Below are 20,177 nucleotides of genomic sequence, written 5' to 3'. Positions count from 1 at the left end.
TGCGTCTGTCGTCGGTCGACGGTATCTTCCGGACCCGGGTCGCTCCAGCAGTACGTGTCCCCTCTGTTCCGCCTATGCCTTGAGAAGCGCCGCGGTGAGTTCGTCGGGGCGGGTGAACTGGGCCTCGTGGCTGCCCGCGTACTCGATGACGGGGGTGTCGGGGCCCAGGCGCTGCGGGAAGCGGGGGGCCCAGCCGAACTCGCCCGGCGGCAGGGCCAGGTCCTCGGTGCCCACCACGTAGGACGCGGGGATGCCGAGCGCGGCCGGGTCGACGGGGGTGACCGTCTCGGTGAAGAAGCGCAGAGGTTGTGGCACGAGCAGGCTGTGCACCAGGCGCTGGGTGCTCTCGTCGCCGTCCTGCATGAAGGCCCCGCAGAACACCTCGTACGGGAAGACGATCGTGTCGTTGCCGGACGCGGCGGCGAGTTGCGTGAACATCTCGGCGTAGTGCGGCGGGACCTCGTCCAGGAGGGACGCGCCCTCCGCCGGGACGAAGGCGCTCCAATAGACGAGCTTGCGGAGTCTGGAAGCGAGCCGGGGGGCCGCCGCGGTGAGCGGGTAGCCGCCCCAGCTGTGCCCGACGAGCGTGATGTCGCGCAGATCCTCCCGCTCGACGAGGTCGACCAGGAAGTCGGCTATGTCGGCCAGGCCGTGGCGCCCGGGGGTGTCGCCGTCCCCGAGGCCGGGCAGGTCCGGGGCCAGGACGCGGTGCCCCTCGGCGCGCAGCCGCTCGGCCACCAGGCGCCAGGTCCAACCGCTGTGGCACGCACCGGATACGAGGACGAAGGTCTCTGCCATGGCGTCTCCCTTGACGCGGGGGAGGCCGCCGCGGAAGCGGCCTCTATGGATAGCCGCAATATGAGTCAGGTATGAGACGATCGTCAAGTGGATGACATGAATGAATGCGGGGGGAGATCTGCCGGGAGGCGGGCCCTCGCGGGTCTCTGGAGGTGCCTGTGAAGCCACGGTCTCTGGTCTTCGATCTGTTCGGCGACTATCTGCGCTACCGGGACGGCGTCGTCCGGCTGCGTGCCCTGGTGGCACTGATGGCCTGCTTCGACATCCCGGAGAGCACGGTACGGGTGGTGGCCGCCCGGATGCGCAAGGAGGGCTGGCTGGAGAGCCGCCGTGAGGGCCGGGAGACCGCCTACGCCCTCACCGACGCGTCCTGGCGGCTGCTCGACGAGGGCCGGACGCGGATCTTCGCCCGGGAGTCCGGACCGTGGGACGGCCACTGGCGCATGGTCATCTACACGGTTCCCGAGGCCGACCGTGCCCTGCGCGAGCAGCTGCGCAAACGGCTGTCCTGGCTGGGGTTCGGCATGCTGTCGGCGTCGGTCTGGGTCAGTCCGCACGACCGGATCGCCCAGGTCAGGGAGAGTTTTGCCGATCACCCCTCGGTGCGGCTCGACGCGCTGCACGCCCGTTCGGAGGGTGCCGCGGCCGACCGGGACATGGCGTCCCGCTCCTGGGACCTGACCGCCCTGAACAAGGAGTACGCGGAGCTGGTCGACCGCTACCGGCCGCGCCTCGCCCGCTACCGGGCCGGCGAACTGCGCGGTCGCGACGCGCTTGTCGAGCGCATGCGGCTCATCCACGACTACCGCCTGTTCCCCTTCCGGGACCCCGACCTGCCGCCCGACCTGCTGCCGGAGGGCTGGGTCGGCCGGGTCGCCCACGAGGTGTTCCTTGAGGCCCACGGCCTGCTGCGCACGGAGGCGGAGGGGTACGTCGACCTGCTGCTCGCCGAAGCGGGAGCCTGACGGTGTGGGCGGTGAGGTCGACCCGGCCGACGGGCAGACTCCGCGAAATATGTGTCATGACGTAGACGGTCGTCGAGATAGTGACTTATGTTGGCGGCAGGCCACCCCGAGGAAGTGAGGTCTGCCGTGACGATCACGGAGGAACGTGCCGCGCTGGAGAGGCTCTACGCCGACTTCGAGGCAGCGCACCTGACACCGCTGTGGACCCAGCGCGAGGGCCTGATGACCCAGGTCCCGCAGCCGGACGCCGTCCCCGCTTTGTGGCGCTGGTCGGTGCTCCACCCGCTCGCCGAGCGCAGCGGCGACCTCGTACCGGTGGGCCGGGGCGGTGAGCGCCGCGCCATCGCGCTGGCCAACCCGGGCCTGCCCGGCACCGCGTACGCCACCGCCACCCTCTGGGCCGCGATCCAGTACCTGGGCCCGGGCGAGGAGGCCCCGGCCCACCGGCACAGCCAGACCGCGTTCCGCTTCGTCGTCGAGGGCGAAGGCGTGTGGACGAACGTCGAGGGCGACGCCGTGGCCATGCGCCGCGGGGATCTGCTGCTCACCCCCGGTATGCACTTCCACGAGCACCACAACACCACCGACAGGCCCATGGCCTGGATCGACGGCCTGGACATCCCGCTGGTGCGCCAGCTCGACGCCGGGTTCTTCGAGTTCGGCCCCGACAAGCTTTCCACCCGGGCGACCCCGGCCGCCTCCCGCAACGAGCGGCTGTGGGGCCACCCCGGCCTCCGCCCGGTCGGGGCCCCCGCCACACCGGCGTCGCCGCTGATGGCGTACCGCTGGGAACACACCGACGCGGCGCTCACCGCCCAGCTGGAACTGGAGGACGAGGGCTTCCCGGGAGTCGTCGAGCCCGGGCACGCCGTCGTGCGGTTCACGGACCCGGCCACCGCGCGCGACGCCCTGTCCACCATCCGCACGGAGATGCACCGGCTGCGCGCCGGGGCCCGTACCGCGACGACCCGGGTGTGCGGCTCCGCCGTCTGGCAGGTCTTCGACGGCACCGGCACTGTCTCCGTCGGCGACGAGCGGTACGAGGTCGGGACAGGTGACCTGTTCGCCGTACCGTCCTGGGCCCCGCTGACCATCACCACCGAAGGCGGCCTGGACGCCTTCCGCTTCTCCGACGACCCCGTGTACGAGGCGCTCGGACTGGCCCGCACCCACCGAGAGGAACCGACCGTATGAGGCTCGCGACAATCCGCACCACCGACGGCACCCGCGCCGTCCGCGTGGACGACGACGCCGCCGTCGAACTCGGCCACCCCGACCTGGGCGCGCTGCTGCGCCGCCCCGACTGGCGGGCCGAGGCCGCCGCCGCGGACGGCCCGCGCCACGACCTGGCGGGACTGGACTACGCACCTCCCGTGCCGTCCCCCGAGAAGATCGTGTGCGTCGGGCTCAACTACCGCAACCACATCCTGGAGATGGGCCGCGAACTGCCCGAACACCCCACCCTCTTCTCCAAGTTCGCCCGCGCCCAGGTCGGCGCGTACGACCCGGTGGTACTGCCCGCCGGCTCGGACGCCGTCGACTGGGAAGCCGAACTCGGCGTCGTCATCGGCACCGAGATCCGCCACGCGACCCCCGAACAGGCACGTGCGGCGATCGCCGGGTACACGGTGGTCAACGACGTCACCGCACGCGACTTCCAGTACCGCACCCCGCAGTGGCACCAGGGCAAGACCTTCGAGGCCAGCACCCCGGTCGGGCCGTGGCTGGTGACGGCCGAGCCCGACGACGCGCCCCTGACCGGCGAGTTGAGCTGCACGGTGGACGGCGAGCTGATGCAGAAGGCCGACACCGGCGACCTGGTCTTCGACGCGGTGGCCCTGATCGTCTACATATCGCGGATCATCACGCTCGCCCCCGGCGACCTGATCGCCACCGGCACCCCCGGCGGCGTCGGCCACGCCCGCAAGCCCCCGCGCTATCTGACCGAGGGCAGCGAACTGGTGACCCGGGTCGAGGGCGTCGGCGAGTGCCGCAACACCCTGGTGAGGGGCTGACCATGCGTATCGCTGTCGTCGGCGGCGGCCCCGGCGGGCTGTTCTTCGCCGCCCTGGCCCGGCAGGCCGACCCGTCCATCGAGGTCACGGTCTTCGAACGCAACAACGCCGACGACGTGTTCGGCTTCGGTGTCGTCTTCTCCGACCGCACCCTCGCCGGCATCCACGAGGCCGACCCGGTGCTCCGGGAAGCGCTCGAAACCCACGGCCGGCACTGGTACGACATAGAGGTACGGCTCAAGGGCGAGCGAATACGCTGCGGCGGCAACGGCATGGCCGCGATCCACCGCCGCACGCTGCTCACACTGCTCCAGGACCGGGCCCGCGACCTGGGCGCCGACCTGCGCTTCCGTACGGAGGTCGAACTGGCCGACCTGGACGACTACGACCTCGTCGTCGCCGCCGACGGCACCTCGTCGCGGATCCGCGACACCGTTCAGGAGCGGTTCGAGCCCTCGGTCGAGACGGCGACGGCCAAGTTCATCTGGTTCGGCACCGACTACATGTTCGACGGGCTCACCTTCGTCCACGAGCGCGGCCCGCACGGCGTGTTCGCCGTGCACGGCTACCCCGTCAGCGCGGACGTGAGCACCTTCATCGTCGAGACCGACGAGACGACCTGGCGGGCCGCGGGCCTCGACGCCTTCGACGTCACCCAGCCGCCCGGACCGAGCGACCTGGGCACCAAGGCGTACCTGGAAGGCCTGTTCGCCGAACAGATCGAAGGCCACAACCTCCTGGTCAACAACTCCCGCTGGGGCAACTTCCGCACCCGCCGCACCCGCCACTGGTACGTGACCGAACCCCGCCCGGTGGTCCTGCTCGGCGACGCCGCGCACACCGCGCACTTCTCCGTGGGCTCCGGTACGAAGATGGCCATGGAGGACGCGGTCGCGCTCGCCGGCGCCCTCGCCAAGCACGGCACCGACCTCCCGGTGGCCCTCGCCGCCTACGAGGCCGAGGCCCGGCCGTCGGTCGAGTCGATACAGGGCGCGGCCCGGCCCAGCCTCGGCTGGTGGGAGCACTTCGGCACCTACCACGACGCCTTCGAGCCCTGGCAGTTCGCCTACCACTTCCTGTCGCGGAGCATCAGCGACGCGCGTCTCGCGCGCAGAGCACCGCACTTCGTCTCCGCCGGCCACGAGCAGTGGCGCAGACGGTACGGGGCCGAGCCGCTCCGGACACCCCTGGACCTCGGCGAATGGTCGACGCCCGGCCGGGCGGTCGCCGTCGAGCCCGACGGAAACGGGGCGACGGTCCGCTCCGCGAACGGCGCCCCGCTGCCGCTGCGCGCCTCCGCGCCGGAAGACGGCGACCCCTGGGGCGCCTGGATCGAGGCCCCCGACGACGAGCCCGGCCTCACCGCCGCGCACGAGACGCTCGCCTCTCTGACGGGCGGCGCTCCGCTGCTGGTCGCCGTGCACGGCGGTACGGCGTACACCCGCACGCTCCTCACCGAACAGGCCCGGCTGCGCCACGGACTGCCCGCGCTGCTCGTCGACGACAGCCTGGACCACGACCGCGCGGTCACCGCTGTCCTGTCCGGACGGACCGACCTGGTCGGAGCCACCGCCGCCACCCTGGCCTCCTGGGAGGAACCCGAATGACCAGCACCACGGTCGAGAAGGAGACCGCCGAAGGACTCGGCGCGCTGTTCGCGCCGCGCGGCATCGCCGTCGTCGGCGCCTCCCACGACCCGTCGAAACTGGGCGCGGCGCTGGCCCGGTCGGTCGCCGGATTCCCGGGGTACGTCGGCCTGGTCAACGCCCGCCGCCCGGATCCGTCCGCCGGGCTGTACGGGTCGGTGGAGCAGGCCGCCGAGCACGGTCCGGTGGACCTGGCGCTGCTCTGCGTCCCGGCCGCCGGCTGCGCGGACGCCGTCGCCGAGGCCGCCAGGGCCGGTGCGCGGGCCGCCGTGATCTACGGAGGAGGGTTCGCCGAGGCGGGCCCCGAGGGCGAGCGCCACCAGCGTGAGCTGGCCGAAGTGGCCGCCCGGACCGGCGTACGGCTGCTCGGGCCCAACACCTCCGGTTTCCTCGCGCCCGGCCGAGGCGTCACCGCCAGCTTCGTGCCCGGCGCGGCCGATGTGCAGTCCGGCCGGATCGCCGTCGTGGCGGCCAGCGGCGGCGTCAATCACGCGCTGGCGTTCCTGCTAGCCGAGGCCGGACACGGCGTGAGCCTGGCCGTCGGACTCGGCAACGCCGTCGACATCGCCGCCGAGGACGTCCTCGACCATCTGGCGGACGACCGGGAGACCACCGCGGTCGCCCTGCACATCGAGTCCGTCGCCGACGGACGCCGGCTGACCCGGGCGGTCGCCCGGCTGACCCGCACCCGTCCGGTCGTCGCCCTGGTCGTCGGCCGCCACGACATCGGGGCGTTCGCCGCCTCCCACACCGGCGCCCTCGCCACCTCGTGGCGCACCACCCGAGCCGCGCTCGCCCAGGCGGGGGCCGTGCTGGTCGACGACGAGCGCGAACTCGTCGACGCCGTCGGCGCGTTGTCCCTCGTACGGCTGTCCCCGGCCGCCGATCCGGGAGTGGGCGTCGTGACCGCACAGGCCGGGCCCGGCCTGCTCCTCCTGGACGACCTGCGCGGACGCCGCGCCGCCGTGCCCGAGCTGGCCGAGGACACCCGGGGCGCCCTGGCGGCCGTACTGCCCCCGCTGACCTATCAGCACAACCCGGTGGACACCGGCCGTCCCGGGCCCGGCTTCGCCGCCGTGCTCGGGACGGTGGCCGCCGATCCGGCGGTGGACCTGATCGCCGGGTACGCGCTGCACGAACCGGCCGCCTTCGACCTGCTCGGCGCGGTCGACGCCTACGGCGACGCGGCGCCCGGCGTCCCCCTGCTGCTCGGGGTCGGCGGTGCGGGAGAGGACGTACGCCGCACCCGCCGGGCCCTGCTCGACCGGGGCGTACCGGTCGCCGGTGACCCGAAGGGGCTCGCCGCGATGACCGGCGCACTGCTCGCCGACGCGCGCGCCCGATGCCGTACGGACGTGACCAGGGAGTCTCGGCCGACCGTGGACATCGGCAGCGGCCCGTGGGACGAGGACCAGGCCAAGACGCTGCTCGGCACGCTCGGCGTGGCGACCATGCCCCGCAGGGCGTGCGCCGACCGCGCCGAGGCCCATCGGGCCCTGGCCGAGCTGCCAGGACCGGTGGCGGTCAAGCTGCTCGACGCGACCGTCCTGCACAAGACGGAGATCGGCGGCGTCCGGCTCGGGGTGCGTACCCCGGCGGAACTCGACGCCGCTCTCGACGCGATCGAGGCGGGCACGGGTGCGCGGCCCACGCGGCGGCAGCCGCATATCGGACGCTGCCTGGTGGAGTCGATGGCTCCCTCGGGAGCAGACTTGGTCGTAGGAGCCCGCCGGGACCCGGTGTTCGGCCCTGTCGTCCTGGTCGGACTCGGTGGCACCACCGCCGAGGCGCTGGCCGACGTGGCCCTCCGGCTCGCGCCGCTCGCCCCCGCCGAGGCCGCGGACATGCCCGCTGAACTGGCCGGACACGCCCTCCTCGACGGCTGGCGCGGCGGTCCCGTCCTCGACCGCGACGCACTCGGCCAGATCGTGGCGGCCCTCGGTGATCTGCTCGCCGCCCACCCCGAACTCGACGAGATCGAAATCAACCCGCTGCGGCTCACCGACCGGGGCCTCGTCGCCCTGGATGCTGTGTGCGTCGCCGCCCCCAACAGAGCCGAATGAGGTAGGTGTCCGATGGCCGCACCCATCACCGAGGGCACGGTTCCCTGGCCCGAGGCCGATGCCGCCCGCTTTGTCGCCGCCGGATACTGGGCCGGCCGCCCCTTGGGCGACCTGCTGCGCGAGGCAGCGGACCGTCACCCCGCCGCGACCGCCCTGGTCGACGGCGAACTGCGCCAGACCTACGCCGAACTGGCCGACCGCGCCGACGCGCTGGCCTGCCGGTTGCTCGACCTCGGGCTGGCCCCCGGGGACCGGATCGTGGTCCAGCTGTCCAACGGCTGGGAGTTCACCGCCCTGACCTGGGCATGTCTGCGCGCCGGCATCGTGCCGGTGATGGCGCTGCCCGCGCACCGCCGGATGGAACTCGCCTACCTGGCCGCGCACTCCGAGGCCGTCGCGATCGCCGTGCCCGACCGGCTGCGCGACTTCGACCACCAGGCGCTCGCCCATGAACTGGGCAAGGAGGCACCCGGCCCCTGGCACGTCCTGGTGGCGGGGGAGGAGATCGCCTCCGGCAGCCTGGACCTGCGCGCCCTGTGCGCGCCGGGCGAGGACCCGGCCGCCGACCGGGCCCGCCTGGACGCCGCGGCGCCCGGCAGCCGTGACGTCGCCGTGTTCCTGCTGTCCGGCGGCACCACCGGCCTGCCCAAGCTGATCGCCCGCACCCACGACGACTACGCGTACAACGCCCGCGCCAGCTCCGAGGTCTGCGGCGTCGACCAGGACACCGTCTACCTGGTGAGCCTGCCCGCCGGGCACAACTTCCCGCTGGCCTGCCCCGGCATCCTGGGCACCCTGCTGGTCGGGGGCAAGGTCGTCATGCTGCCCAGCCCGGAACCGGCCAGGGCGTTCGCCGCCATCGACGCCGAGGGAGTGACCCACACCGCCGTCGTCCCCGCCGTCGCCGGACGCTGGCTGGAACACGCCGAGCGACACGGCGCGCACCAACTGGCGAGCCTGCGCGTGCTCCAGGCCGGCGGGGCGCGGCTGGCCGACGAACTGGCCCGCCGGGTCCGTCCGGTGCTGGGCGCCACCCTCCAGCAGGTGTTCGGCATGGCCGAGGGACTGCTGAACTACACGCGCCTCGACGACCCCGAGGACGTCATCTGCACCACCCAGGGCCGCCCGATGTGCCCGGACGACGAGGTACGCCTGGTCGACCCGCTCGACGAGGACGTCCCCGAGGGCGAGCCCGGCTCCCTCCTGACCCGAGGCCCCTACACCCCGCGCGGCTACTACCGGGCCCCCGAGCACAACGCGCGCGCGTTCACCGACGACGGCTGGTACCGCAGCGGCGACATCTGCCGACGGACGCCGGAGGGCAACCTCGTCGTCGAGGGCCGCGACAAGGACATGATCAACCGCGGCGGCGAGAAGATCTCCGCCGAGGAGGTCGAGAACCTCGTCTACGAACTGGCCGAGGTGAGCCAGGCGGCGGCCGTGGCCATGCCCGATCCCGAACTGGGCGAACGCGTATGCCTCTACGTCGTCACGAAACCGGGGCACGACGCCCCGACCCTCGACGGCATCCGCGCAGCGATGGACGCGGCCGGGGTGGCCCGCTTCAAACTCCCCGAGCACCTCGTGTGCGTGACGGAATTGGCCGCCACCAAGGTCGGCAAGATCGACAAGAAGGCGCTCCGCGCGGACATCGCGGCCCGGATCGCCCCCACGGCCGACGGGACCGGCCAGTGAGCGGCGCCCATCGCCGACGTGGGTCCTGTGGTCGTGCGGGGCGGCCGGTCTGGCATGGCTCGGGCGTCGTGGTGGGTCCTGGGTCGGCGGCGGTACTGGCGGTTCGCCGCTGTTCCCCCGCCGTCGTGGGTGCGGTGGTGGCGAGGGGGCAGTCAGCTCGCTGTTGCTCCTTCGTCGTGGTGGACCGTGGGACGGCAGCGGTCCTGACGGTTCGTTGCCGCGGCCTTGCCATGGTGGGTGCGGTGGTCGCGCGGGGGCAGTCGGCCTGCCGTTGTTCCATCGCCTCGGTGGGTCCCGGGACGGTCGTGGTTCCGGCGGTCCGCTGCCGACCCCTCGCCGTCGTGGGGTCCGGGAGCGCACCGGGCCCGGCGGCCCACCGCCACCGCCTCGGCACCGCACGTCCCAGAGACTCACCATCTCCGGACACCGACGCCGTCACCCCGCCACCGCAGGCCCCAGGAGCACCCCATGACGAGCTGTGACCGACACGACCTCACCGCCACCCTGCCCTGGATGCGCGACGGCACCGACCTCCTGCTCACCGTGGCCGACCGGCTCACCGACGACGGCCTGTGTGCCCCCAGCACCCTCCCCGGCTGGACCAGGGCGCATGTCATCGGCCACCTCGCTCGCAACGCCGAGGCACTCGGCCGGCTCGCCGCCTGGGCCCGTACCGGCGTCCCGACTCCGATGTACGCCGACCGTGAGCAGCGCGCCGTCGAGATCGAGGACTCCGCCGCCCTACCACCCGCTGAGCTGCGGCGACAGCTGAAAACCACGGCCGCCGAACTGGACGACGCCCTCGCGACCCTCGACGCCGGCTCCTGGCGGGCGGAGGTCCGCAGCGCCCTGGGCCGTACGATCCCCGCCGCGGAGATCCCCTGGATGCGGGTGCGCGAAGTGTGGCTGCATGCCCTGGACCTCGATGCCGGGGCGACCTTCGCGGACCTGCCCGTCGACGTCGTCGACACCCTGCTCGACGACGTGACCGGCGCCCTCTCCGTTCGCCCACACTGCCCGTCGGTCCGCCTCGCACCGACCGACCGGGACCGTACCTGGACCCTCGGTCCGTCGGGCGATCCGGAGGTGGCGGAGGCGCCTGCGGCGGAGCTGCTGGCCTGGGTCACCGGGCGTGGGGGCGGGCCCGTGCCGGTGGTTCTGCCGTCGTGGCTGTGACCTTCGCAGCTGCGGAGGCCCCGCTCGGGCACCGCCCGCCCGTCGCGGCTACGACAGATACCCCAACTCCTCCGAAGCCGCGGCCACCGTGCCGAGCAGTTCGGCGGTCACCTCGGCGAGATGCCCCGGCGTGCCGGCGCTCTCCGGCAGTACGACGGAAATGGCGAGCGGCAGCGGGTCGTTCGCCGCGAACACGGGTGCCGCGACGGAGATGATGCCCGGGATGACACCGCTGTGCGTCACGACATGTCCGTGCTCGCGGACCTGGGAGCGCGTGGCCGCGAGGCGCTCGCCCGTCCAGTCGGCCTCCTTGCCGCGCAGCTCCTCACGCAGTACCTCGTCCGTGAGGCTCTCGGGCAGGTAGGCCAGGAAGACCTGACCGACGGACGACGTGAGCAGGGGGAGGGTGGCACCGACCCGCACGGTCAGCGGCAGCGGGCGGGTCCCGTACGCCCAGCTCACCACGAGCGGGCCGCGGTCGCCCCAGACGGCCAGGTTCACGGAGTGGCCCGTGCTGTCGCGCAGGCGCATCGCGTGCCCGCTCGCCACGGCCACCTCGTTGGTGCGCCGTAGCGCCTCGGCGCCCAGGCGGCGCATCGAGGCGCCGAAGTCATAGAGCCCCGACGCGGGATCCTGCGAGGTCAGCCCGATACGGCCGAGGCTGACGAGATAGCGGTGGACCTTGCTGGGCTGCATCCCGCTCGCCTGCGCGATCGCCGACAGGCTCAGCGCGCCACCGCCGCCCTCCAGGGCCAGCAGGACCCGCATGGCCATTTCCACGGACTGGATGCCCTGACGCTCCCCGTTCTCCTTGTTCTCCTTGGGGTCGGTCGTGGTCACAGCGCGGCACTCCTCTTGCAGGTGGACGAAGGTATGCAGCCTATCGACGCGCCGAGCGCCGACCTCCGATCGCAAACAGATCTTACATTCACTATTGCGGAACGCGTTACGTTCTGGTGAACTGCGGGAGCGGTGGCAGTCACCTCCCTCGACTGTCCCGCCCCACCGGCGGCCCGTTTCGCAGCCGCCCGGAGCCGCTCGTTCTTCGGCGCACACACCCGCGCATCCCATCCGCCCCGGCCACTCACACCGAGCCGGGCGCCGCCGCACCGGTACCAGCCCCCGCACCCGCGACCTCGACCGCAGACGCGTACGAGATCACCCGAGGAGAACTCCGCAATGAAGCTGATCGGCCTCGAAGAACACTTCGTGACCCCGGACCTCGTGGGCCACGGCACCTCCACCGCGTCCATCGCCCAGCCCGGCGCCTGGGCCGAGGCCTCCCGCCGGCTCCTCGACCTCACCGAGGAACGCCTCGACGCCATGGACGCCGCCGGCCTCGACATGCAGGTGCTCTCCCTCAACTCTCCCGGCATCCAGGCGGAGAAGGACCCGGCAGCCGCCGTACGCCAGGCGGTCACCGTCAACGACTTCCTCACCGGAGTCATCGCCGAGCACCCCGACCGCTTCTCCGGCTTCGCCGCGCTGCCCCTCCAGGACCCGAAGGCCGCCGCCGACGAACTGGAGCGCGCGGTGACCCAGCTCGGTCTGCGCGGCGGCCTGGTCAACGCCCACACCCACGGCAGGTACCTCGACGACCCCGAGCTGCGCGTCGTCTGGGAGCGCGCCGAGCATCTCGACGTACCGCTCTATCTGCACCCGGCCAACGGCGTCGACACCGCCCACGTGCTCTCCGGACACCCCGAACTCGTCGGACCGATGTGGAGCTGGGGCATCGACACGGCCACCCACGCCCTGCGCCTGATCTTCGGCGGCGTCTTCGACGACTTCCCGAACGCCAAGCTGCTGCTCGGCCACATGGGAGAGGGACTGCCCTTCGTGCTGTGGCGCATGGACTCCCGCTGGAACTTCCACGCACACCACGGCATCGAGCTGAAGCGCGGCCGGCCCTCGGAGTACATCCGGCACAACCTCTACATCACGACCAGCGGCGTCTGCTCCTCCGCCCCGCTGCTCACCGCCCTGCTGTCGATGGGCGCCGACCACATCCTCTTCGGCACCGACTACCCCTTCGAGGACATCGGGACGGCGACGAGTTTCCTTCGGGACGCGCCGATCAGCGACGCCGACCGGCTCAAGATCGGCCACCAGAACGCCGAGAAGCTCCTCGGCCTCACGACAACGCCCGCGCTCGCGGGTGCCTGAGCGGAAGGGCACGCACGTGTACGACGTCGCCGTCATCGGGTACGGGCCCGTGGGCATGGCCACTGCGGCGCTGCTCGGGCAGGCAGGCCACGACGTGGTCGTCCTGGAGCGCTACCCCACCCTCTACAACCTTCCGCGCGCCGCCATCTTCGACGACGAGACGATGCGGACCTTCGACCGCATCGGCATCTCCGACGCCCTGCTGCCCACGTTGCACGTCCAGCGGAACTACGAGTGGCGCAACGGCGCGGGCGAACTCCTCATCGAGCACGACTTCGCCGCCGTCGGCGGCCAGGGCTGGGCGGAGTGGTACATGATGTACCAGCCCTACCTGGAGGACGCCCTCGACGGAGTCGTCCGCGGCCTCGAGAACGTCGAGATCCGGATGAACTCCCCGGTCACCGGCGTCCACAGCACGCACCACGGCGTGGACATCCAGGTCGAGGGAAGCGACACGGCCGTCTCGGCCCGGTACGTCGTCGCCTGCGACGGCGGCAACAGCTTCACCCGCACCCGGCTCGGCATCGGCCAGGAGGACTACGGGTTCTCCGAACCGTGGATGGTCTGCGACTTCCGCCTGACCGGTCCCGCGGACATTCCCAAGGCCCGCCAGGTCTGCGACCCCGAGCAGCCGGTGTCGGTCATCTCGCTGGGCCCCCGCCACCACCGGTTCAGCTTCATGCTCGACTCGGCGGAGGACTTCCCCGTCGAGCGGGAGCCCGACCGGGTGTGGGCACGCGTCGGCGCCTACGTCGGCCGCGACCAGGCCGAGCTGATCCGCGTCGCCACCTACACGTTCCGCTCGCTCGTCGCGGAACGCTGGCGCAGCGGCCGGGTCCTGCTCGCGGGGGACGCGGCCCACCAGATGCCGCCCTTCCTCGGGCAGGGCATGTGCTCGGGTGTCCGCGACGCCCAGAACCTCGCGTTCAAGCTCGACGCCGTCCTGCGCGGCGCCGACGACGCGCTGCTCGACACCTACCAGAGCGAACGCGAGCCGCACGTCCGGGCGATCATCGCCAAGGGCATCGAACTGGGCCGCGTGCAGACCATGCGCGATCCGGTGGCCGCCGCCGAGCGCGACGCCCGGCTGCTGGCCCAGCGTGCGGCGAACGGCCGCCCCGACAAGATGCGCTTCCCGGGCCTCGGCCCCGGACTGCACGACGACTCCCCGCAGGCGGGCCACCTGATGCCGCAGGGCCGCATCGAGGCGCACGGCACCGAAGGGCTCTTCGACGCCGTACTCGGCCGCGGATTCACGCTCCTCGTCGACGGCCGCGCCGGCGCCTCGCTCGACGCCCCGACCGCCGAGACCGCCGCCGGACTCGGAGTCTCCGTCCACCACCTGACCGACCGCCGCCTCACCACCCAGGGGATCACCGACACCGACGGTGTCTACGGCCGCTGGTTCGACGAGACCGGCCGCGGCGCCGTCCTGTGGCGGCCCGACTTCTACGTCCTCGGCACCGCGAGCACGCCGTCGGACGTACCGGCGCTCCTGAAAACCCTTGCATCTGCAATCGAACCCACTCAGACTCCTGCCACCGTCACAGAAGGGATCCGGCGATGACAGTGCCGTCCGCCACCCGCCCACTGGTCCACCGCGGAATATCCGCAAAAACGTTCATGCTGCTGGCTGCCTGGATCGTCGCCTCCCTGGAGGGCTACGACCTCGCCGTGTACGGAGTCAGCGTCCCCGCCCTCCTGGGCGACCCGTCCCTCGGCATCGACAAGTCGGAGGTCGGCTCCATCGGATCCACCGTCGGCCTGGGCATGCTCATCGGCGCGGCGCTCGCCGGAGCACTCGTCCACCGCACGGGACCTCGTCGTCTCCTGGTCGTCGGCGCCTCCGTGTTCTCGGTCGGCATGGCGCTCAGCGCCGCCGCCGGTGGCGCCTCGTCCCTGGGCACAGGGCGCCTCGTCGTCGGCCTCGGTCTGGGCGTCGTCCTGCCCACGCTCAACGCCTTCGTCGCCGACCTCAGCGAGCCGGAGCATCGCAGTCGCAACATCACCCTGATGATGAGTGGCTACGCGGCCGGCGCCCTGCTCTCCCCGCTGCTCGGCACCGCCCTGCTCCCCGACGTCTCCTACCGCTGGCTGTACGTGATCGGCGTGCTGCCGGTGTTCGTGGCCGTGCCGCTCCTGCTCCGGCTGCCCGAGAGCCCCTTCCACCTGAGCCGCACCGGCCGACCGGACGAGGCACGCGCGGTGGAGGCGCGCCTCGGTCTCGCCCGCTCCGACGCCGAACCGGCGTCCGACCCGGGCCGCTGGCTCGGCCTCGGCTCACTGCTCACGGGCGGCCTGGCGGTCTCGACCGTCCTCTTCTGGGCCATGTCGTTCTGCGGACTCCTGCTCGTCTTCGGCATCAGCACCTGGCTGCCGAGCATCATGCAGGCCGCCGGCTTCTCCCTCGGGTCGGCGCTGCTCCAGACGGCGGCCATGTGGCTGGGCGTCGGGTGCGGTGTCATCGTCGGCGGCCGGGTCGCGGACGCGCTCGGCGCCCGCCGCGTCGTGATCGCCGCGTTCCTGGTCGGCACCGTGAGCCTGATCGCGATGAGCACCCGCCCGCCGACCCCCGTCATGTTCGTCCTCATGTTCGTCAGCGGCTTCGGGTTCATCGGCTCGCAGATCCTCGGCAACGCGTTCATCGTGACCAGATACCCGGACGCCCTGCGCGCCAACGGCCTCGCCTGGGCCCTGTCCGTCGGCCGCTTCGGCGCGATCGTCGGACCGTCGCTGGGCGCGTTCGTCCTCGGCTCGGGCAACGGCGTCGAATGGGCCTTCTACGCCTTCGCGGTCCCCGCGCTCATCGGCGCACTCGTGGCGGGCGCCGTACCACGGGGCCGGGTGGCCACGGCATGACCCTCACCACCCCCGCACCGACGGTCTACGAATCGTGGGCGCAGCGTGTCGTGTTCGGCTCGGGCTCCGCCCGGGCCGACGTGGCCGCCGAGGTCACCGGGCTCGGCGCGCGCCGGGTCCTGGTGGTCGCGGCCGAGGGAGAACGCGCCCTGGCCGAGCGGATCTGCGCGGACGTACCCGTCGTGGCGACCTTCAGCGCGGTCAGGCCCCACGTACCGGCAGAGGTGGCAGAGGCCGTACGGGAGGCTGCCCGCACCCACGACGCCGACCTCCTGCTGAGCGTGGGCGGCGGTTCGACGACGGGCACCGCCAAGGCGGCGGCCCTGACCACCGGGCTGCCGATCCTCGCCGTCCCCACGACGTACGCCGGCTCCGAGGCGACCCCCGTCTGGGGCCTGACCGAGGACGGCCACAAGCGCACCGGCGTCGACCTGAAAGTGCTTCCGCGTGTCGTCGTCTACGACGCCACCCTCATGCTGTCGCTGCCGACGAGGCTGTCGGTGACCTCAGGCCTCAACGCCCTCGCCCACTGCGTCGACGCGTGGTGGGCACCACGGCACAACCCGATCAGCTCGGCGCTCGCCGTCGAGGGCGTCCGGTCACTGGCGTCCTCGCTGCCCCGCATCGTCGCCGACGGCCAGGACGCCGCGGCCCGCCACGACATCCTCTTCGGCACCTACCTCGGGGCCGTCGCCTTCGCCGGGGCCGGATCCGGACTGCACCACAAGGTGTGCCACGTCCTCGGCGGCGCGTACGACCTCGAACACGCCGCCCTCCACTCCGTGATCCTGCCGCACGTGGTCGGCCTCAACCTGCCCGCGGCACCCGACGCGACCAGACACCTCGGCGCCGCGCTCGACGAACACGGCGACCCTTTCGGCGCGCTGCTCGCCCTCTACAAGATGCTCGAACCCCCGTGTTCGCTGCGCGAGTTGGGGCTCGCGGAGGAGGAACTCGACCGGGCCGCCGACCTGGTCATGGCCCAGGTGCCGGACTCCAACCCGCGCCGGGTCACCTGCGACGAGACGCGCGGGCTGCTGGGGCGTGCGTGGCGGGGCGACACCCCGGTACTGGTCCCACTCACCTCCGTCCGCACGAAAGAGCAACTCCGATGACTGAGACCGCTGAGACAACTGCGACGGCAACGGCGACGACGGAACAGGAACTGACCGACAAGGTCGTCGCGAGCTTCGACGGCGCCAAGGACGAACGGTTCCGCGAGGTGATGCAGGCGCTGGTCAGGCACGCGCACGCGTTCGTGCGCGAGACCCGGCTCACCGAGGAGGAGTGGAACACGGCCGTCGAGTTCCTCACCGCGGTCGGTCACATCACGACCGACACACGCCAGGAGTTCGTCCTGCTCTCGGACGTCCTCGGCATCTCCATGCTGACCGTGGCGGTCAACGAACCAGACCCGGACGAGGGCGACGAGGGGACCGAGTCCACGGTCCTCGGCCCGTTCTTCGTCCAGGACTCGCCCGGGATCGAGCTCGGCGGCGACATCGCGCGGGGTGCGACCGGCGAGCCGTCGTGGGTCAGCGGTGTGGTGACGGACACCGACGGTGCCCCGGTCGCGGGGGCCCGCGTCGAGGTCTGGGAGGCCGACGAGGACGGTATGTACGACGTCCAGTACGACAGCGGTGAACTCGCGGGCCGCGCCCACCTGTTCACCGACGCCGAGGGCCGGTATCGCTTCTGGGGCCTCACCCCCACGCCGTACCCGATCCCGGACGACGGCCCCGTGGGCCGGCTCCTCGATCACGCCGGCCGGTCACCGATGCGCGCACCGCACCTGCACTTCATGGTGACGGCCCCCGGATTCCGGCGTCTCGTCACGCACATCTTTGTCGCTGGGGACCCCGGTCTGGACACCGACTCCGTCTTCGGCGTGAAGGAGTCGCTCGCGTACCGCTTCGACCGTCACGAGGCCGGCAGTGCGGCGCCGGACGGCCGCCGGCCGACGGGGACTTGGACCTCGGCGACCTTCGACATCGTCCTCAGGAGGGAGGGCGGCGGGCCGGTCACCCCGCCCGCGACCCACCCGTCCGCGCTCGACGACTGCGCCGAGGCGGCTGTCTGATGGGCATGGACAAGGTGGTCGCCACGGCTTTGGAGGCGGTGGCCGATGTGCCGGAGGGTGCGTCGCTGGCGGTGGGTGGTTTCGGGCTGAGCGGTGTGCCGAACGTGCTGATCCAGGCGTTGTACGAGCGCGGGGTCGCGGGGTTGTCGGTGGTGTCGAACAACTGCGGTGCCATGGAGTCGGGTCTCGCGGTGCTGCTCGCGGCGGGCCGCATCGCCCGGGTGACGGGCTCGTACATCGGTGCGAACAAGGAGTTCGCCCGCCAGTATCTGGCCGGTGAGCTGGAGGTCGAGCTGATCCCGCAGGGCACGCTCGCCGAGCGGCTGCGGGCCGGCGGGGCCGGCATCCCGGCCTTCTTCACTCCGGCCGGGGTGGGCACCCAGGTCGCGGAGGGCGGACTGCCCTGGCGCTACGACGGCCAGGGGGGTGTCTCGCTGGCCTCGCCGGCGAAGGAGGTGCGGGAGTTCGACGGCATCGAGTACGTGCTGGAGCGGGGGATCCGTACCGACTTCGCGCTGGTGCGGGCGGCGAAGGGCGACCGGCACGGGAATCTGGTGTTCAGCAAGTCCACCCGGAACTTCAACCCCCTCTCCGCCATGGCCGGCCGGATCACCGTCGCCGAGGTGGAGGAACTGGTCGAGCCGGGCGCCATCGACCCGGACGCCGTGCATCTGCCGGGCATCTTCGTGCAGCGGGTGATCGCGCTGACGCCCGGGCAGGCGGCCGACAAGAAGATCGAGCAGCGGACGGTGAGCAGCTGATGGCCTGGACACGCGAACAGATGGCCGCCCGTGCCGCCCGCGAACTGCGCGACGGGCAGTACGTGAACCTGGGCATCGGGTTGCCGACGCTGATCCCCAACTACCTCCCGGCCGGGGTGGAGGTGGTCCTGGAGTCGGAGAACGGCATCCTGGGCACCGGCCCCTACCCCACCGACGACCAGGTCGACCCCGATCTGATCAACGCGGGCAAGGAGACCGTGACCGTCCTGCCGGGGGCTTCCTTCTTCGACTCGGCGCTCTCCTTCGGGATGATCCGGTGCGGGCACATCGACGTCGCCGTGCTGGGCGCGATGCAGGTCTCGGCGGGCGGCGACCTGGCGAACTGGGCCATCCCCGGGAAGCTGATCACCGGGATCGGCGGCGCCATGGACCTCGTCCACGGCGCCCGCACGGTCATCGTCGTCATGACGCACACCGCGAAGGACGGCTCCCCCAAGATCCTGGAGCAGTGTGAACTGCCGCTCACCGGCAGGGCGTGTGTGAACCGGGTCATCACCGATCTGGGTGTTCTCGACGTCACCACCGGCGGGCTGGTGCTCGTCGAGAGGGCGCCGGGCGTCACGGCCGAGGAGATCGTGACGAAGACCGCCGCGAAGATCCGCATCCCCGAGGAGATCCAGCCATGACGCACGGCCTGTCCCGCGGCCTCAAGGACGTCTACATCGTGGACGCCGTCCGGACCCCGATCGGCCGCTACAACGGCGCCCTGGCCTCGGTGCGCCCGGACGACCTCGGCGCCCACGCCCTCCGCGCACTCCTCGCCCGCACCCCCGGCCTGGACCCTGCCCGCATCGAGGACGTCTACTTCGGCAACGCCAACGGCGCCGGCGAGGACAACCGCAACGTCGCCCGCATGGCCGCCCTCCTCGCCGGGCTGCCCACCACCGTCCCCGGAGTCACGGTCAACCGCCTGTGCGCCTCCGGCCTCGAAGCCGTCATCCAGGCCGCCCGCGCCATCGCCCTCGGCGACGCCTCCATCGCCCTGGCCGGCGGTGTCGAGTCGATGACCCGCGCGCCCTACGTCCTGCCCAAGAACGACCGCGCCTTCCCCGCCGGGCACACCGAGCTGTACTCGACCACCCTCGGCTGGCGCATGACCAACCCGAAGATGGACCCCCAATGGACCATCCCCCTCGGCGAGAGCGCGGAGTTGATCGCCGACAAGCACAAGATCACCCGGGAGCAGCAGGACGAGTACGCCCTCGCCAGCCACCACAAGGCCGCCACAGCACAGCAGTCGGGCCTGTTCGACGCCGAACTCGCCCCCGTGACCATCCCCCAGCGCAAGAGCGACCCGCTCGTCTTCGCCACCGACGAATGCGTCCGCGCCGACGCCTCCCTCGCCGCCATGGCCAAGCTGAAGCCGTCCTTCCGCACGGAGGGCGGCACGGTCACCGCGGGCAACGCCTCCCCCCTCAACGACGGCGCCGCCGCCCTCCTCCTCACCGACGAGGAGGGTCTGAAGGCCACCGGCCGCGAACCCCTCGCCCGCATCTCCGCCACCGGCGTCTCCGCGCTCGACCCGGACTACTTCGGCCTCGCCCCCGTCGAAGCCGTCAACCGCGCCCTCACCAAAGCCGGCAGAACATTCGACGACCTGACCACCCTCGAACTCAACGAGGCGTTCGCCGCCCAGGTCCTCGGATGCGTCGCCGAATGGCCCGAGTTCGACCCCGCCATCCTCAACCCCCAGGGCGGCGCCATCGCCCTCGGCCACCCCCTCGGCGCATCCGGCGCCCGCCTCGCCACAACCGTCGCCCACCAACTCGCCCGCCAGGGCACGGGAGTCGGTGTGGCCACCCTCTGCATCGGCGTCGGCCAGGGCCTCGCCCTCGTCCTCGAACGCTGAGTCACGCGGACGCATGCCACCTGGTGACCCGCGGTCAGTCGATCGGTCTCGAAGCGGCGGGTCGGATTCGGATCGTCCTCGAT

17 protein-coding genes are annotated in these 20,177 nt (G+C 72.2%); 15 read left to right on the top strand and 2 right to left on the bottom strand.

All coding sequences use genetic code 11. The features are described from left to right. Nucleotides 1-72: 72 nt before the first annotated feature. Nucleotides 73-798 (bottom strand): alpha/beta fold hydrolase, encoded by a 726-nt coding sequence (locus OG787_RS02085; RefSeq protein ID WP_405534110.1) that lies wholly within the window; start codon nucleotides 796-798, stop codon nucleotides 73-75. A gap of 158 nt (nucleotides 799-956) precedes the next feature. Here OG787_RS02085 and OG787_RS02080 point away from each other — a divergent pair, with 158 nt between their 5' ends. The 7 genes from OG787_RS02080 (at nucleotide 957) to OG787_RS02050 (ending at nucleotide 10,358) form a co-directional block, all read left to right on the top strand. Further along, nucleotides 957-1,763 carry a PaaX family transcriptional regulator C-terminal domain-containing protein gene (locus tag OG787_RS02080; protein WP_405534109.1) on the top strand — a complete coding sequence of 269 codons (807 nt, stop codon included), beginning with the start codon at nucleotides 957-959 and terminating at the stop codon, nucleotides 1,761-1,763. A gap of 87 nt (nucleotides 1,764-1,850) precedes the next feature. After that, nucleotides 1,851-2,957 carry a cupin domain-containing protein gene (locus OG787_RS02075; protein ID WP_405534108.1) on the top strand — a complete coding sequence of 369 codons (1,107 nt, stop codon included), beginning with the start codon at nucleotides 1,851-1,853 and terminating at the stop codon, nucleotides 2,955-2,957. After that, nucleotides 2,954-3,778 (top strand): fumarylacetoacetate hydrolase family protein, encoded by an 825-nt coding sequence (locus OG787_RS02070; RefSeq protein ID WP_369037312.1) that lies wholly within the window; start codon nucleotides 2,954-2,956, stop codon nucleotides 3,776-3,778. The genes OG787_RS02075 and OG787_RS02070 overlap by 4 nt, the downstream gene beginning before the upstream one ends. 2 nt (nucleotides 3,779-3,780) lie before the next feature. Continuing rightward, the gene (locus tag OG787_RS02065) at nucleotides 3,781-5,385 is read left to right on the top strand and encodes an FAD-dependent monooxygenase (protein WP_405534107.1); all 1,605 of its coding nucleotides are present in this window, start codon (nucleotides 3,781-3,783) and stop codon (nucleotides 5,383-5,385) included. Continuing rightward, on the top strand, nucleotides 5,382-7,487 hold the full coding sequence (locus OG787_RS02060; protein WP_405534106.1) for an acetate--CoA ligase family protein: 2,106 nt from the start codon (nucleotides 5,382-5,384) through the stop codon (nucleotides 7,485-7,487). The genes OG787_RS02065 and OG787_RS02060 overlap by 4 nt, the downstream gene beginning before the upstream one ends. Before the next feature lie 12 nt (nucleotides 7,488-7,499). Next, nucleotides 7,500-9,182, top strand: a complete 1,683-nt coding sequence (locus OG787_RS02055) for a (2,3-dihydroxybenzoyl)adenylate synthase (RefSeq protein WP_405534105.1) — start codon at nucleotides 7,500-7,502, stop codon at nucleotides 9,180-9,182. A 468-nt stretch (nucleotides 9,183-9,650) separates the two neighbouring features. Then, on the top strand, nucleotides 9,651-10,358 hold the full coding sequence (locus OG787_RS02050; RefSeq protein WP_405534104.1) for a maleylpyruvate isomerase family mycothiol-dependent enzyme: 708 nt from the start codon (nucleotides 9,651-9,653) through the stop codon (nucleotides 10,356-10,358). Between the two features lie 48 nt (nucleotides 10,359-10,406). Here OG787_RS02050 and OG787_RS02045 read toward each other — a convergent pair whose 3' ends face one another. Beyond that, nucleotides 10,407-11,198 carry an IclR family transcriptional regulator gene (locus OG787_RS02045; RefSeq protein WP_369037317.1) on the bottom strand — a complete coding sequence of 264 codons (792 nt, stop codon included), beginning with the start codon at nucleotides 11,196-11,198 and terminating at the stop codon, nucleotides 10,407-10,409. Between the two features lie 339 nt (nucleotides 11,199-11,537). On the opposite strand from OG787_RS02045, the gene OG787_RS02040 reads away from it, so the two are divergent. From OG787_RS02040 to OG787_RS02005, 8 genes are read left to right on the top strand one after another with little or no spacing between them, the layout of a single operon-like run. After that, nucleotides 11,538-12,524 carry an amidohydrolase family protein gene (locus OG787_RS02040; RefSeq protein ID WP_369037318.1) on the top strand — a complete coding sequence of 329 codons (987 nt, stop codon included), beginning with the start codon at nucleotides 11,538-11,540 and terminating at the stop codon, nucleotides 12,522-12,524. A gap of 16 nt (nucleotides 12,525-12,540) precedes the next feature. Beyond that, a complete protein-coding gene (locus tag OG787_RS02035; protein WP_405534103.1) occupies nucleotides 12,541-14,091 on the top strand; it encodes a bifunctional 3-(3-hydroxy-phenyl)propionate/3-hydroxycinnamic acid hydroxylase in 1,551 nt (516 codons plus the stop codon). Further along, entirely contained in the window at nucleotides 14,088-15,383 is a 1,296-nt protein-coding gene (locus tag OG787_RS02030; protein WP_369037320.1) for an MFS transporter, read from the top strand. Before OG787_RS02035 ends, OG787_RS02030 begins: the two co-directional genes overlap by 4 nt. After that, nucleotides 15,380-16,498, top strand: coding sequence for a maleylacetate reductase (locus OG787_RS02025; RefSeq protein WP_369037321.1), 1,119 nt, complete (start codon nucleotides 15,380-15,382; stop codon nucleotides 16,496-16,498). Before OG787_RS02030 ends, OG787_RS02025 begins: the two co-directional genes overlap by 4 nt. Then, complete coding sequence (locus tag OG787_RS02020; RefSeq protein ID WP_405534102.1) at nucleotides 16,495-17,463, top strand: dioxygenase; 969 nt, start codon at nucleotides 16,495-16,497, stop codon at nucleotides 17,461-17,463. The genes OG787_RS02025 and OG787_RS02020 overlap by 4 nt, the downstream gene beginning before the upstream one ends. Before the next feature lie 5 nt (nucleotides 17,464-17,468). Then, nucleotides 17,469-18,224 carry a CoA transferase subunit A gene (locus tag OG787_RS02015; protein ID WP_405540381.1) on the top strand — a complete coding sequence of 252 codons (756 nt, stop codon included), beginning with the start codon at nucleotides 17,469-17,471 and terminating at the stop codon, nucleotides 18,222-18,224. Then, nucleotides 18,224-18,871: a CoA transferase subunit B gene (locus OG787_RS02010; protein ID WP_405534101.1), complete on the top strand. Its 648-nt coding sequence runs from the start codon at nucleotides 18,224-18,226 to the stop codon at nucleotides 18,869-18,871. Before OG787_RS02015 ends, OG787_RS02010 begins: the two co-directional genes overlap by 1 nt. Beyond that, complete coding sequence (locus OG787_RS02005; RefSeq protein WP_405534100.1) at nucleotides 18,868-20,094, top strand: thiolase family protein; 1,227 nt, start codon at nucleotides 18,868-18,870, stop codon at nucleotides 20,092-20,094. Before OG787_RS02010 ends, OG787_RS02005 begins: the two co-directional genes overlap by 4 nt. Nucleotides 20,095-20,177 lie beyond the last annotated feature (83 nt).

Origin of the sequence: Streptomyces sp. NBC_00075, from assembly GCF_045041225.1 — a bacterium.
GTDB lineage: Bacteria > Actinomycetota > Actinomycetes > Streptomycetales > Streptomycetaceae > Streptomyces > Streptomyces adonidis.
The sequence above is the reverse complement of the archived record's forward strand: the minus strand, read 5'-3'. Positions and strand labels throughout refer to the sequence as shown.